At 55.4% G+C, this 15,451-nt stretch carries 7 protein-coding genes and 1 tRNA gene; 5 read left to right on the top strand and 3 right to left on the bottom strand.

The window, feature by feature from the left end; all coding sequences use genetic code 11:
• The first annotated feature begins 38 nt into the window (after window positions 1-38).
• Window positions 39-3,950: an LPXTG cell wall anchor domain-containing protein gene (locus H3T90_RS04355; protein ID WP_198229711.1), complete on the top strand. Its 3,912-nt coding sequence runs from the start codon at window positions 39-41 to the stop codon at window positions 3,948-3,950.
• A gap of 2 nt (window positions 3,951-3,952) precedes the next feature.
• On the opposite strand, the gene H3T90_RS04350 is transcribed toward H3T90_RS04355, so the two are convergent.
• Complete coding sequence (locus H3T90_RS04350; RefSeq protein WP_198229710.1) at window positions 3,953-7,720, bottom strand: glycosyl hydrolase 115 family protein; 3,768 nt, start codon at window positions 7,718-7,720, stop codon at window positions 3,953-3,955.
• Between the two features lie 193 nt (window positions 7,721-7,913).
• Between H3T90_RS04350 and H3T90_RS04345 the strand changes: the two genes are divergently transcribed.
• On the top strand, window positions 7,914-8,918 hold the full coding sequence (locus tag H3T90_RS04345) for a LacI family DNA-binding transcriptional regulator (RefSeq protein WP_198229709.1): 1,005 nt from the start codon (window positions 7,914-7,916) through the stop codon (window positions 8,916-8,918).
• 386 nt (window positions 8,919-9,304) lie between these two features.
• A complete protein-coding gene (locus H3T90_RS04340) occupies window positions 9,305-9,523 on the top strand; it encodes a hypothetical protein (protein ID WP_198229708.1) in 219 nt (72 codons plus the stop codon).
• Window positions 9,524-9,726: 203 nt separating this feature from the next.
• Here H3T90_RS04340 and H3T90_RS04335 read toward each other — a convergent pair whose 3' ends face one another.
• Complete coding sequence (locus tag H3T90_RS04335) at window positions 9,727-10,734, bottom strand: aldo/keto reductase (protein ID WP_198229707.1); 1,008 nt, start codon at window positions 10,732-10,734, stop codon at window positions 9,727-9,729.
• An 874-nt stretch (window positions 10,735-11,608) separates the two neighbouring features.
• Between H3T90_RS04335 and H3T90_RS04330 the strand changes: the two genes are divergently transcribed.
• The gene (locus H3T90_RS04330; RefSeq protein WP_198229706.1) at window positions 11,609-13,537 is read left to right on the top strand and encodes an ATP-dependent nuclease; all 1,929 of its coding nucleotides are present in this window, start codon (window positions 11,609-11,611) and stop codon (window positions 13,535-13,537) included.
• Window positions 13,538-13,617: 80 nt separating this feature from the next.
• Window positions 13,618-15,144, top strand: coding sequence for a DUF2130 domain-containing protein (locus tag H3T90_RS04325; protein WP_198229705.1), 1,527 nt, complete (start codon window positions 13,618-13,620; stop codon window positions 15,142-15,144).
• Window positions 15,145-15,337: 193 nt separating this feature from the next.
• On the opposite strand, the gene H3T90_RS04320 is transcribed toward H3T90_RS04325, so the two are convergent.
• A tRNA-Met gene (locus H3T90_RS04320) sits at window positions 15,338-15,414 on the bottom strand.
• Window positions 15,415-15,451: the final 37 nt, after the last annotated feature.

Here is a 15,451-nt window from a genome sequence, read left to right as displayed (position 1 = left end):
TACTCAAGGCATGGAGCGGGCGAAGAGTGAGGACGAGTATGAACAAGCATAGACGGGTCAGCCTCTTGGCGGATCTGGTTGCCTTGGCGACCCTTGCCGGTCCGGCGGCTCCTGCCGTGGCTGGCGGAGGATCGGGTCATGCCGGTGGCGGACCTGTGCCCCCCGGCGGCGAAAATGTCCGGATCTGGCAGGGTTGGGCCTACAAGGATGACGACCAGGGCGCTTTTGGCGGTTATGAGATAGGCAGCATAGACAGGGCGTTGTCCCAGATGGGTGTGGTGGATGGGGGCAATGCCACTACGGCCCGGGTCAAGCGGCAGGCTCTGGATGAGGCTAACGGCAACTGTCAGGCGCGCTTTAACCAGGCCCATGCCGACCAATCAGGACAGGGCCACTGTCGGGTAACCGGCGTGGGAGTGGTTGCTGGCTACCGTGGATCCCAACGTATCTTTGACGGGATCTGTGTGGCTATTCACAAGCTTTGGATGGATAACTGGCGCAGCCAGGTGGCCAACAGAACCTTCAGCAACCGCGGGGTGACCTACCGAACCGGCGACCCATTCTGGGATCAGCCCGAGGACAGTCTGGACAAATTTGCTGACGAGTATGCAGGCAACGAGAATGACATTTCCCTGGTGGTGATCATGCTCAACGACTACGAGCCCAAGCCGGCAGATCTGCCGCCGGATCCCCCCGACAAGGAAGTAGATCGTGGAACCAGCGCGGATGGGATGATCAATCGCACCCATATCGTCACTGGAACCGGCCGGGGCGGGCGTGAGCTGACTTTCAGCGATGTTTTCAATCCTCAGGACAAGCAGTACCGTATAAGCGGCCAGCATGTCAGGGACCAGACCAGCGGTGAAGATTTGACTGACAAATTCATTTTCAACACCGCCGAAGGAGTTAGGCCGCCTGGTGACCGGGCCACAGCAACCTGGAAGGGCGGTGCTCTGCCGCAGAAACACCGCTGGGTGTGGCAGCTGGATGTGACTGTCGAGCGGCCAGAGACCGGGGTGATTCTGGACCAGGGAGGAGTCCACTGGAAGGGCGCCGCCCGGCAGATTGACCAGTCGACTCCGGAACGTCGTACACCCACATGGAAGCCCAGGCCCGACAAATCCTGGATCCTGCGAGATACGGCTACGGGGGTGTGGAAGAGCGTCATAGACCCCCAATGGAGTAACGGAACTGGCGCCGACGGGCATGCCTTTCTGGATGGGGATCGGGTGGGGTCAGTGGTCAACGCTACTGTCGAAGCCCATCTGATTGAGGCACCCAAGGTTTTCGCCCTGACTGACGACTGGAGCGCTGCTGACTATCTGGTCGATCAGGACGGGGCTCGGGCCATTCGCATTTTCGTTGCCAAGGCCAAGGCGGATGCAGACGGGTACTACCGCCGCAGCAGCATCGAGGACATTGCGGCCAAGGGCAGGGATGTGACCGACCGTTTCGAGATCAGCGTGACCGGCACACGAGCGCGGGCACAGGCCAAAAGCGGATGGTTGAGCGGCTTAAAGGGGATGGAGGACCCTATGCAGGTCACTATGCTGGTTCCCTTCACGGTCCGCTTTGCCAACGGCGGCGGCGCAGCCAAGGTCCGCAAGGATATGGGTGGAGCACCTGACCAGGAGCTGACCTTTTGCCGGGCTCCTGATGGCCATGGCAGCCAGGGCGAGCCTCTGACCAACTCGGGTTCCCAGACAGTCAACACGCAGAGTGTGGAGACCAACAAGCCAGGCATTTGCGGATACCTGCCTCCGGTACGCAAGGATGTAATCTCTGAGGCTGGTCAGGGCGGGGAGCAGGCCAGCGTCGACGGCAAGGTGGTCTTCCCTGGTCAGCGACTGGAGTATCAATTGGATACCCAGCCCAGTCTGCCCGACAATCTGGCCTATCCTGTCAAATCAATCATCCTGACGGATGTGTATGACCGCTGGTTTCTGCCCGACAAGCAGACCCTTGAGGTTACTGACCTGCAGAGCGGCGATATCATCGCCAAGACCGGATACGCCACAAAGTGGAAGGACAAGGACCACAGTTTGCGGGTGGCCATTACCAACCCCACCCGTATCAGCAAGTGGCGGGCCGGGGGCAAACCCAGAATCCGCCTGCGCTTTGAGGGCAGGGTTGATCCCAAGGCTCCAAGGGATCATCGGGTGGGCAATCAGTGGTTGCTGACGCTGAACAATTCACTGACCCCCTCCAACCAAGTGAGCAATCCACCAGCTGACTTCCATCCCTCAAAGAGCGATGTCAGCGCGCATGATCCGGGCATCAGCATCGACGGCAAGGTGCTCTTTGTGGGTGACCGTGGAGTTTATCGAATCAGTCTGGACGCCCGCCGTAAAGACACCGCCTATCCGGTCTGGCGGCTGGGCATGACGGATGCCTACGACGCTCGGCATCTGGATATCGATCCCAAGAGCATCGAGGTCCTGGGCTCCGACGGCCGCGATTACACCAAGGCTTTCAATATCCAGGTAAGAAACGGTATGGTTATGGTCTTCGCCAAAACTGTGGACACCTATGTTCCGGCCACAGGTGCGACCCTCAAAGGAGATCCTCAGCCTCCCGATCTGGCTGCCTATGCCGCTGCCCGAGGCCATAGTCCCCTCAGGGAGCCGGCCATTGACCAAGGCTTGCTGGGGCGCACCTACGATCTGGTCCTGCCTTACACGGTCATCCGTGCAGAGCCTGGTCACGTGGTGCGCAACCAGGCGACTCAGATAGTCAACGACATGCGCAAAGCCACCAATGTGGTCGCTAATCCGGTCAAACCGCTCAATCCCGCCAAGGATGTGGTAGTGGACGTGGGCGGGGACAGCGCTCACAGCAGCAGTCTTTACCGTGGCCGGCTCTTCCTCTATCGTCTGGACTCAAGTCTGCTGCCGGCCGGACGGGCCTATCCGCAGGTGAAAACCTGGCGGATCGAGGATCGGCTGGACCCCTCGGTGGACCGGTTCACCGGCCATTGGGCCGTCTACGCCAACCAGGATCTCTACGAGAATGGGCGCATCCTGATTCATCATGGACAAATCATGGCTGGTTCGGATATATCTGCAGATATTCATGGCGGCCCCCTGTTCACGATGACCGCAGACCCGGCAGGTCTGGTCAAAGTGGAGGCCACACCCCGATATCTGGCCTTGGTCAGCGCTTCAGGCGACCGCCCCGTCGGTTGGAGGACCTACCTGCAATGCAGACGGCTGAAGAACGTGGAGCGTCATGAGAACCGATTTACTGAGTACTACCAGGACAAGACCCTGGTCTCCAACACGGTCTGGACCAGAACGCCCGATATGACTCCGGCTCTGCATATCGAGAAGTTTGATCGGGCCGGCGGTATGTCCAAGGGTGATCGGGATCAGCCGGAACAGGCCCTTCGGACTCATGATGATGTCCCTATTGTTTTCCGGATCACCAATGATTCTCCCCGCGATCCCGGCGATGGGACCGGGGCCATCTTCCCCGCCCGGCAACTGCGTTTGGAGGATCAGACAGTCGTCGGTCAGGGGCGGGTGACTGGGATTCGCTATCCCGACAACTGGTCGACCCTGATGCTACGACCTGGCCAGTCTGTAGACGTGCATGCCACGGTGACGGGCGTATCAGGTCGGCACACCGACAGGGCTAGGGTGATCGGCAGTCCCCTGGTGCCCTGTCCGGTAGAAGAGGATGCGACCCTTCCTGAGCGGGAAGATGCCGGCAAGGCTTCTGTACGGCCTGATTCCCGGGGCGTGATGGTCGACGGCCGTCTGCTGTGTTCGGATCGGGCTGTCCGTTCCAATAGCGACGATTGGAACGCCCTTGGGGAAGCACTGCCCGGAACAGGGGCAGCTGTAGCTCTTCCTCTGGCCATCGTTGCAGCGGCAGTCATGACCGGCTCGCTCCTCTTCGGCCTGGTCAGGCGGGCGTCCAAAGGCCGTAGGGGCGGCAGTGACCGCTGATTTCACACGTCCAGCCCATGCGTGTCCCCTGGTCTGTCGTCTTTCTCGCTGGGCCACTGCTCATCCAAGGGAGGCCGTGATCCATCGCAGGCCAGGTAGACACGTGCGATGCGCATGCCGGCCCGTTCCGGCTCCAAGGTCAGCACGTGCCGACCGCCGGTCAGCTGGACGGCGGCCATCTCCGACCATCCCCAGACATGTTCCGTGGCGAAGGTCATCAGTCTTCCCCCTCGGGGGAAGATGTCGTCCGGGGCCAGCGGGTCGCCGTCCAAGATCACATGGCAGGAGTCCTCCAGGTCGGAGGCGAACTGGGCTAGGAGCCAGATCCGGTAGTTGCCTGGCCTGTCAACCTGGAAGGCAAGGTTTATGCCGGGAGCTCGGCCGGGTTCGGGCCAGAGCTGTTGCCTTGGCTCGGTCCGCATGGCCAAGCCCCGGCCCCTGTGAATGGGGGCGTCCGTAGGGACCCAGAAGCCCTTCCGACGCCTGCCATTCTGTGGGCCATCCTGTGACAGCCAGGCGTTTTCGTCCTGTCTTAGGCAGTCGGCGGGCTCAAGGTAGATATGCTCTGGGGTCTTGTTGGCGTCACTGTCCTGGCTGAGCTTCTGCTCATGCTGATGCCCGTCAGGCCAGACCAGCTTCGGCCGTGTATACAAACCGCCGTGAAGCCAGTAGTCCTGATCGAAGTAGGGCACAGGTTCTTCCGGGGTGTGGTCCGGATCGATTCCGTAGTCACTGATGGCCAGGTTCCGTAGGGGGCGGTCCAAGACCTCGGCCGTGGGCGTTGGCTGATGGTCCGTAATCTGATTGCCGGTCTGAGCCTTGTCTTTATGAAATATGTGAGAGCTCCTGTTGTCGGTCTGTTTGGAGGGCTGTCCACCTGTCACCCAGGTACTGAAGGCCGGTCCCAGTCGGCTGGGCCGTTCCTGGCCGGTGTTGATCACCACTTTGTCGATGCCGAAGGAGTCGTCCACAGCGATCAGCTGCAGCCGGTGGGGTCCGGTCTTCAAGTAGGGCAGGATCATGGCCAGTTGCTCGGCGTTGTATACGATGGTCTCCTGCCAGTCGCCGCGGAACTCGTCAGTGGTAGATGATTCCAGGATTTCGCCATGGTCGCCATCCAAGCTGACACGCAGGCGAATTCGCCCACGTGAGTTTAGAGTGGGCAGCCGGTGAACCTCCAGACGATGGCGGCCGGGGGCCTTCAGCCAGAAGTCCAGACTCAGACAGGCCCCACTTCCTGATTCAGGGTTGCTCCAGCCCTTGGTCTGCATCAGGCTTGGGCCAAAACGTCCCAGGTCTTGCGTCGCCAGCCAAGCGGTGGCCTGAGTGAGGTCGGGGTTGACGCGTCCGCGTGAGGGGTCCATGCTGATGTGGCCATCCGCCTCGACGTAGCCGGTGAATCCTTGTCTGAAGCCAGGATTCTCGCCTACTAGAACATCGACCCTGATCGGGGTAGACCAGGCTTTTTCAGTTGTCTCCGGCTTGCTGGGACGGGTGATGATGGTTAGAGTACCCTGGCGACCCGCATGTGTTGAGGCGTTCTCGACCTGTACATGGATTCGCCATTCATCCCTGACAATTCGTCGTTCCACTGGCAGACGGATCCAGTCCTGATCGGCGCTGATGCACACTTCCTGTGCAGGGCTTCCCATAAGGTCCAGGTCAATCCAACGGTCGGTGATGCCATAGGGATCGAAGACCAGCTTGGCGTGATGGCTATTGCCCGGGGCTATGACGCCCTCCTGTGCTCCCTGTGGCGTCAGGATCAGTCCCTGGTTTGGTTGAACCTTCACCGGCCTGCAAGCCGGGTACTGAGGCAGCGTAGGAGGAGGGAACCTGTTGGGAGTGAGGATGCCGTCCCAACCGCCTTGTGCCAGCTCCTTGTTGTACCAATGGAGCAGAGCCCGGATCATACCCTGGAAAAGATGGGAGATCTTCATCTGCCTGTCGGCGGCTGGTAAGGCGCTTCTGGCGGCCTCAAGGCGGCTGCGGTCCGCATGGTAGAACTGGGCGTTCACGTAGTAGGCCATGGCGATCTTCAGGTTCACCAGCGATTGATAGGCTTCGCGAAACTCTGGCTTCATGCTTCTGACAAGATTGTGCGAGCGCTCAGCTAGTTCCCGTAAGGCTGCCAGGCGGCCGCCGGCCTCGTCGTCGTAACCTGTCTGGGTGAAGGAGTCCTCGTGCAGGTGCTCGATTTTGGTCTGATTGTTGATCCGGTAGTAGCTCATGCACAGATCGGCCACCTCAGAGCCGCGATCGTCGGCGAAGGTCTGGTCGAACCAGGCGGCCACGAAGTCCCGGGCCGACAGACTGTGGTGATTCTCGTCTGCATTCCAGGCCAGGTGGAGGAAGTAGGATCCCTCCAGCTCCAGGCGCTTGATGGCTCCCAGATTATCTACCCATACCCGGCGGATGCCCCGATCCCAGCACTTGCCCAGCTGGTCGTTCATCAGAGCCAGGGGAGTGGATGAGGTGCAGCGGTAGCTGGTCCTCGGTGGCGCCCAGTAGGAGCTGTGGTAGTAGACCCCATTGCCTCCGCTGCGTGCCCGTTCGGCCTGATTGGGGAAGCGACGCATATACCCGTAGTTGTCGTTGACCCACATGATGGTCACGTCTTCGGGCAGGTCCAGGCCCGCGTCGTAGAGGGGCAGCACCTCCTTGTAGGGAATGAAGAGCTGGGGTACCTCCTGTGGAGGTCGACCCAGGTGCTGACGCAGGATGTCCCTCTGGTCGCGAATGATTCGACCGAGCAGATCGACTCGCGCTCGCAGACGACCCTCCTGGTCCAGGTTCGGATCCTCGTCGATGGCGCGCGTGGTCAGGCCCGTGTCGTGTATACCGCGCATGCCCAGGGTCCAGGTGACCTCGTAGTTCCGGTTCATGTCCACGCTCTGCGACCAGTAGCGCCGAATCATATCCCGGTTGTGTCCGGGCAACGAATAGTCATAGTCCACATGCGTGCCCTGCGAGGCCACCCAGGGGTCCCACTCATGCTGGTTGCTCCGCAGGAGCATGTCGCAGTGGCTGCTTCCGATGACAATCCCCATGCTCTGGGCAAGCCTGCCGTTACGCGGATCGGCATTGAAGGCGTTGACGTGCATGGCCGGCCACAGATAGTTGCCGCCCAGCCGCAGAATCAGGTCAAAGACTTTTTCGTAGGTCGTCGGTCCGATGGTTCCGTCGGGAGTGTGCAGGCGAGCCCAGTCGTCCAGCTCCTCTTCGTCGTTGATGAAGAAGCCCCGGTATTTGACCGAGGGCCAGTCGAAGACGCGCAGGTCGTCGGGCAGGCATATCCGTTCATGGTGACGTGCTGGCACGTTTCCCCACCAGTGCAAGGGTGAGATGCCGATGGCCCGGCTGAGAGCGTAGATTCCGTAGATGGTTCCGCGCCGGTCAGTCCCGGCGATGTAGAGGATGCCGTCGATGACCTGCAAGGTGAAGCCTTCCCAGCGATATTCTCCTCGGGGGTCCTTGAGCGGGGTCAGATCGAGCTGGTCGGAGCAGACAACCGAATCGATCCAACTTGAATGGCCCAGGGTGCCCAGGCAGATGGTCGGGCTGCTCTCGTCAATCAGATTGGTCGGTCTCTGGGTCTGGCCGGTGACGGTCGCAAAATCCCTCATCAGATTGCTTGCCGCAATTTGCACGGCCGAATCCTCACCATGATCCAGCAGCCAATTGGGCCGGACCCCTGAATCGGCCAGAACTGCGCCCGACCCGGCGGTCACTGGGATGGTTCCGGGCTGGGGATGAAACAAGGTGACCATGGTGGCGCTCCCACTGTCTGCTGATCAGGCGGATGCTCTGCCGCCTGTGTTCGGACACCCATAGGCTAACACCTGATTAGGAAAATTTTCAATGAGCAAAAAAATGAATACGACTGACAGGGTTCGATGGCCGTCTCCCTCCATTACCATAGTTGGAGACGCTCACAGTACAGCAGAGCCGGGAGGCGATCCGATGAGCAAGAAAGTGACGCTGGCCGACGTGGCTGCCAAGGCAGGGGTTGCGGTGTCCACAGCCTCCAAGGCGCTACGCAACAGCGCACAGGTCAGCGGTCCGACAAGGGCCAAGGTGTTCAAGGCCGCGGCAGAGCTCTCCTTTTCGCTCAATGAGCGTCAGAAACAGTCCCAACCGCCCAGCCTGCCAAAGTCGGTGGGGCTGGTCACTTCGGACCTGGACGGTCAGTTTTCCATGCCCATCCTGATTGGTGCGGAAAGCTACTTCGGAGTCGAATCCATTCCTGTTTTTCTCTGCAACGCCGGCAGGGACCCTGCTCTTGAACAGCACCATATAGATAATCTGCTGGCCTATGGCGTCAAAGGTCTGCTGATGGTCGGATGGCGTACCGATCCGCGGCCTGCGCTGACCAGCTGTCCGGTGCCGGTTGTCTATGCCAACCAGGCATCCCTGGATCCCCATGACTGCTCGGTTATCACTGACAACGAGGATATCGGGCGGCTGATGGTACGGCATCTGGTCGAGGGTGGATCCAAAAAAATCGTGCTGATTGCTGGCGATCCAGCCTTCCAGTCCTCGGTCAGGAGACTCAAGGGTGAGATGGCCGAACTGGATAGCCGTGGTTTGGCGGCCGTGCGCACGGTTCGGTATGGAGGCTGGAACGAAGAGACCGGACGTCGCACCATGATTGGCTTGCTGGATGAGGGCATCGACTTCGATGGGGTGGCTTGCGGCAACGACGAGATAGCCCGGGGTTGCCTGGATATCCTGCATGATCGGCATATTGCCGTTCCGGATAGGGTATCGGTGGTTGGGGTTGACAATCGGTCGGTCATTGTTGGCAACTCGCGTCCTCCGCTGACAAGCGTCGACCTGAATCTGAAGGCCATCGGCACCAGGGCTGCAAGCTGCCTTGCTGACATGCTGGACGGCCGAAGTCACCAAGGTATCGAATGCGTCAAGGGCACGCTGGTCCAGCGCACCTCTACCAGAATGCCGCTCTAAAGCCGTTTGCCGCTAGATTTCAGACAGCACTGCAATCGCAATTTCACTGACACAATCGGGTCTTTTGTCCTTTAATATTAAGAAACTTTTTTATTTGACGAATTTTTCTTTTCTTCTTATCATGACCAGTGTCGGAGTTGCCGATAGGCATTAGGGCCGCAGGTCGTCTGTCCGGTTCCCAGTGTGAGCGAGCTTAATCCTTTTGGCGCTTGTACATCCCGTTTCATGAAGAAAGGACATGCCATGACCTCACATCGTACAGGGGCGCACTGGACTGAGATTCCGGCTCGTCGCGTTTCCTGTGGGATCGGATCCGTGGCGGGTGAGGCTGCCGTCGGCAGAGCTTCGCCGAATAAGCGCATCGTTGCTGGCCTTTGTAGGTGGTGGTGTCGCCTGCAGCCGTCTCTGTAGTCATGCACCACCTGATGAAGAAGATGCTCAAGATGGTCCTGCCCAAGCAGGTCGAGAATGACTGCTGCTGCGAGATCAACTGGCAGGAGGTGAGCTCCGGCTGGGAACAGTACGTGGACACCCTCAAGAAGACCAGTCTGGACCAGAACATCAAACAGGAGCAGAAAGTCTATAACCAGCACTATACAAAGTAAACGCTTAAGCAAATAAATGATTGATTTGTCAGTGCCTGCCTGAGAGCATCCAACAACTGAGGTGGACAATCCCCCAACGGGGCATCCGCCTTATGCTTGGCCCCGCTGCTGTCAGTTCTGCAAGCGTTTGAATTTCCGAACAGCCGGGGATATCGGCTTCGAAGCATATGCCGCAGAAGGTTCTGACGCGAGGGGTGACGGTGTCAATTCTCCTCAGCGTCCAGCAGCACTACACCCTGGGGCGGATTGCTGTCGATGGCTCCCACGGTCTCGTGCGACAGGTAGGGCTCCTCCATGGAGGCGATCTCCTCAGGCGTGAGCCCCAAATCCAACGCAGCCGCTGCGTCGTCAAGATGCCGGGCCTTCGTGGCGCCGATGATTGGTGAAGCGACGCCTTTGGCCCACTGCCAGGCAATGGCTACCCGGGCCATGGGAACGTTGTGTCGCTCTGCCACCTTTTGTACACGGTCGATAATGGCCAGGTCGTTGTCTTCGGCCCGGTCGTACTTGCCACGCGAGACCTTATCAGTCGCGCTGCGCAGAGTGTCGGCTGTCCAGGTGGGACGTGTCAGATGGCCGGCGGCCAGAGGGCTGTAGGGCATGAGCGAGACACCCGTCTTTTTGCAGAAGGGGATCAGGTCCTTCTCATCCTCCCGGTAGAGCAGGTTGTAATGGTTCTCCATGGCGCTGAAGGGGGTCCAACCGTTGTCTTGGGCGACTTTCTGCATGTCCTGAAATTGGCTGGCATACATGGCTGAGGCGCCCAGCGCCCGCACCTTGCCGGCCTGAACCAGATCGTTCAGAGCTTCCAAGGTCTCCTCGATGGGCGTTTCATAGTCGAACCTGTGGATGATATAGAGGTCCAGGTAGTCGGTGCCCAGCCGCTTGAGCGTCCCCTCGATCTCCCGATGGATGGCCTTGGACGAAAGGCGCCCCTCATTGAAATAGACCTTGGATGCAATGACCACCCGCTCGCGGCTTGTATGCTTTCTAAGCGCCTTTCCCAAGTACTCCTCACTGGTTCCAGCGGAGTAGCCGTTGGCCGTATCAAAGAAGGTGATGCCCAGATCGAGTGCGTGCGCAACGACCGCGTCAGTCCCCTCCTCGTTCAGTGTCCAGTCGTGCATGGTGCCTGGTTTGCCGAAGCTCATGCACCCCACGCAGATCTTCGATATGCTGATGCCCGTTTCGCCTAGTTGTGTGTACTGCATTTAAGCCCCTTGGCCTTCCTTGGTGCAGATGCAATCATGCTAGCAAGTTCGAGTCGGTGGAAGTCTACTCTCGGGCTTGAGACGTCGATACGGTTCTGTATGAAAGAGGAACTGGATTTCTGCCTCTCGGTGCTCTGGGCAGCAACGTGGACACAAAAGAAATGAATAAGTCTGAGACTGGTATCCATTGGCAGCAATTTTAGGCTTTAGGATGAGGTTTCCCCTATCTTGTGCGATTGATATTGCCGGTAGTCACTAACTACTTGTATGGACAAGCCGGGTTATGTGGATAACGCTCTGGATTCCTCTGCTTTTACGCGCTTCAATGTAAATAGGTTAGATTGGTGTCTGATGATCGTAAGAAACAATAATCGAGCCTACGGCTTTAAGCTCCTTGCCCAGTAGATAGAGGGTGCAGTAAAGGGTCAAATCTGAAAGACCACTGTAGAAAAACTACGGCAGATCTGTCTCCATAGATGGCTCGTTATGCCAGGCCCGCAACTGTATATATCACTATTTTTCTGGGGTGAGTTTATAGATGCCTTGTAGAACGCGAGTTGAGTTAGGCCCCTCCCTCACACTGTTCATATAGATGCAAATTAACAGCAAGCAACGCCATGTTTTCGTTTCTCTGTAGATTAATTATTTCTATAACAATATTCGAGTCATGTCTACTCAACGCTCATGTCTGCTAGCCGCACAAAACTTGGAAGATTTAATAGCGGAATAATTTCATATCAATTCTCGGATTAAGTGTTTTGCATTGAGGAGTTTGACGAATTCTGAGATTTGCAGAAGAAACTTCTAGGTAGTTTTATATAGTGGAAAATGAAACAAATGAGCAATGTTGTTCAAATGAGCCAGGGGGCCGATTATGAAAATACAAAAAGTGGAAATTCATAATTTCAGAACTCTTTACGATGTGTCAATAGATTTTCATAATATTACAACATTTATCGGTCCTAATGGCGCGGGGAAATCTACAATTCTTAATGCACTGGATTGGTTTTTCAATAGTTCTAGCGATGATGCGTTAAGTGAATCAGATGCGACATACGGGCATTCTGATGAGGATATTGAAGTCAAGGTGACTTTTAACGATCTCACCAGTGATGACCGAGCGAGCTTAGCAAAGTATGTGTCGGATAATTCGGATACTTTTGTTGCATGGAAAACGCGAAAGGACGGACACGAAGGATTATCAGCAAATTATAAAGGAAATCCAGACTTTGCTGCTATAAGAAATTGTTCAAAGGTGGCCGAAAAGAGAGAGAAGTATAGAGCTTTAAGGGAGCAAAAGCCAGACTTGGAGTTGCCAGCTGCTACTACTAATACTGCCATAATGAGTGCTTTATTGGATTGGGAGCATGCTCATCCGGACGATTTACAGGAAATGCCCGAAGAAGTCACTACAGCATTTAATGGTTTCAACTCGAATGGTGCTATACGAGACTTATTTAATTTTACGCTTGTAAAAGCAGATTATAGGGCTGCGGAAGAAGCTGAAGATACGAATTCCTCTCTGCTTGGATCAATAATCGGTCGTGCGATTGACAGGCATAAGGCAGATGAAGAGCTAGAAAAATTGTACGGGGGAATCACTGGCGAAGAACAAAGCATTTATCAGAAGACCTTTAGTGGTGACTTGCAAGGACTCTCGCAAAAGCTGAATCGTATAGTGGATCAATATTCTCATGGCAGAGATGTTGAAATCAAGCCGATGATACAAGAGATCAAGCCGCCCAAAGCGAATTTCACTATAGCAGTGAAGGAGGGTGAAGATGAAACCATCGTTGCCAACCAGGGTCATGGTTTTCAGAGGATGTTGCTAATTGCTGCCTTGCAACTGCTGGCGGAGACTGTAGCTACAGATGAGGAATCATCTCAAAATGCGAATGGTGTTCTATGCCTTGCCATTGAAGAACCAGAACTGTATCAGCATCCGATCCAGGCAAAAACATTTGCTCGGGTACTGCGTTCGCTGGCTGAAAATCCAAAAAGTAATGTTCAAATTATCTATGCAACACACAGTCCATTTTTTATAAGTGAGCAACATTATGACGATATATATCGTCTAACGCGGCACCATAACGTCAGTACTGGTGATACTGGAGTAGCCATAACTGGCACGAGTAAAGAAAAAATTCTCCGCCAAATGAAAAAGGAGAAGGAAACGTCTTCTCCTAAATCAACTATCGAAAACAGAATAGGTGAAGTCCTCACTAATAGTTTATCGTCTGTGGTGTTCTCAAATGTAGCTATTCTTGTCGAGGGTTCGACAGAGAAAGCTGTTATTGAAGAATGTGCTGATAGATTATTAAACAAACAATCCCAGTTGGGATGTGAGGGCATAGAGGTGGTTGTTTGCAATGGAAAGAGTAATATAAATCAAAATGCAGCTATCCTTGAGACGCTAGGTATACCCTGTGTGGTCGTCTTTGATAATGATTCGAACAAGACTCCAGGAGACAAGGGCTATGAACAGTGCGCAAAAGAGAATTCACGAATTGTTACCTATTTTGGTTTAACTGAACGATGTGGTGATAGAAATTGGCCTGATCCCGGCTATTACGAAGACAGCCATGTGCTTGTTGTTGATAAAACTCTTGAACCTTATCTGGATACTCAGTGGGAAGGTTGGACTGAAGAACTGAACAAGGCTGTTGCTCGCACTGGAAAAGACAAAAAAGACGCGTATACATATCGATTGGCAGTTCAATCGGCAGATATCAGTAAATGTCCAGGAGAAATAAAATCCCTTATCGAAGATGCGAGGGAACTCAATCGCAGAAGGAATTTGTAATTAATATTCTTTTAGTTATTGCGACGCCCAAAGAATAAAAACAAATTCTTAACCGCGTCTTAAAAAGGAAGGGTTTGTATATGCCTGAGATTGTTTGTCCCAAATGCGGAACCGTATTCACTCCCGAAGAGGCCGGATATGCCGATATCCTGAAGCAGGTTCGTGACAAGGATTTTGACAAGCAGCTTCATGAACGGCTTGAGCAGGCTGAAAGAGAGAATAGCAAGATCCGCGAACTGGACCAGGCTCAGGCCGAACAGACACTGCAGAAGACCAAAAGCGCCAAGGATGCCCAGATACAGGAGTTGCAGGCAAAGCTGGAATCCGAGCAGGCTGCAAAGGAACTGGCTGTTTCAGAAGCCTTGAGGAAGGTCGAGAAAGAGAAAGACGATCTGAGCGCCAAGCTGGACAAGGCCGAGTCGGAGAAGCAGCAGGCGCTCGATCTGGCAGAGGCCAATTCCAAGAGCGAGCTGCAGAAGGCGGCTGCAGATAAAGATGCCGAGATCGTCAAATTGCAGAATCAACTGGATGCTTTTGAGTTGCAGAAGAAGCAGGAGCTTGCCCAAGCGCTGAGTCCGGTGGAGAAGGAGCGTGATGATTTCAAGGGCAGGCTTGAGAGGCTGCAGCTTCAGAAGGAATCGGAGGAGAAGCTCTCCAAGGAGCAGCTGAAGTCGCAGCTGCAGGCGGTTGTCGCAGACAAGGATTCCGAGATAGCCAAGCTGAAGAGCAGTCTGGACAAGGCGGAGCTGCAGAGCAAGGTCGAGGCCAAGTCCCTCAAGGAGCGTTACGAGGTCCAGATCCAGGATCGTGACGAGCAGATTGAGCGGCTGCGTGATCTGAAGGCGAAGCTGTCCACCAAGATGGTGGGGGAGACGCTTGAGCAGCATTGTCAGATCGAGTTCAACAAGCTGCGATCCACGGCTTTTCCCAATGCCTACTTCGAGAAGGACAACGATGCCAGGACGGGCAGCAAGGGCGACTTCATCTTCCGCGACAAGGACGATTCAGGCACTGAGATTGTGTCCATCATGTTCGAAATGAAGAATGAGACGGACACCACATCCACCAAGCACAAGAACGAGGACTTTTTCAAGGAGCTCGACAAGGACAGGCATGAGAAACATTGTGAGTACGCCATCATGGTCTCCCTGCTGGAGCCTGACAGCGACCTGTACAACACCGGTATCGTGGACGTCTCCTATCGCTACCCGAAAATGTACGTTGTCCGCCCGCAGTTCTTCATTCCGATAATCACCCTGCTTCGTGATGCCGCCAAGAACTCTCTGCAATACAAGAATGAACTTGAAGAGGTGAAGGCACAGAACATCGATATAACGCATTTCGAGGAAGAGCTGGACTCCTTCAAGAGTGCTTTTGGACGCAACTACGATATCGCCTCAAAAAAGTTTAAGAATGCAGTAGAGGAGATCGACAAATCCATCAACCACCTGAACAAGATAAAGGACGCGCTGCTAGGTTCCGAGAACCAGCTTCGTCTGGCCAACAACAAGGCGCAGGATGTGACCATACGAAGACTGACCAGAAACAATGAGACGATGAAAGCCAAATTCGACGAAGTAAATAAGTCGAAGGCGATAGGAGCCTGAGACTATGAACGGTGCGGTCATGTGAGGTGATGGGCCTAAACGGCTATCTCGACTTTGTGGTTGGGTCGTCCATCGTCCGTCCATATTTGACTGCACCACACTGGCCAGTGTTCCGAACGGCCGCAAATACGCTGAGATAGAAAAACAATATAGAGAATTAAAGGTCCGGAATCCAAACGATTCCGAGCCTTACTGGTAGCGGGGTCAGGATTTGAACCTGAGACCTCTGGGTTATGAGCCCAGCGAGCTACCGAACTGCTCCACCCCGCGTCGGCTGTTCAACACAGCAGTTATCTATGTTACGGAT

It is taken from the genome of Bifidobacterium polysaccharolyticum (genome assembly GCF_016101585.1).
GTDB lineage: Bacteria > Actinomycetota > Actinomycetes > Actinomycetales > Bifidobacteriaceae > Bombiscardovia > Bombiscardovia polysaccharolytica.
Note: the sequence above shows the minus strand (reverse complement) of the source record. Positions and strands in the feature narration are given on the sequence as shown.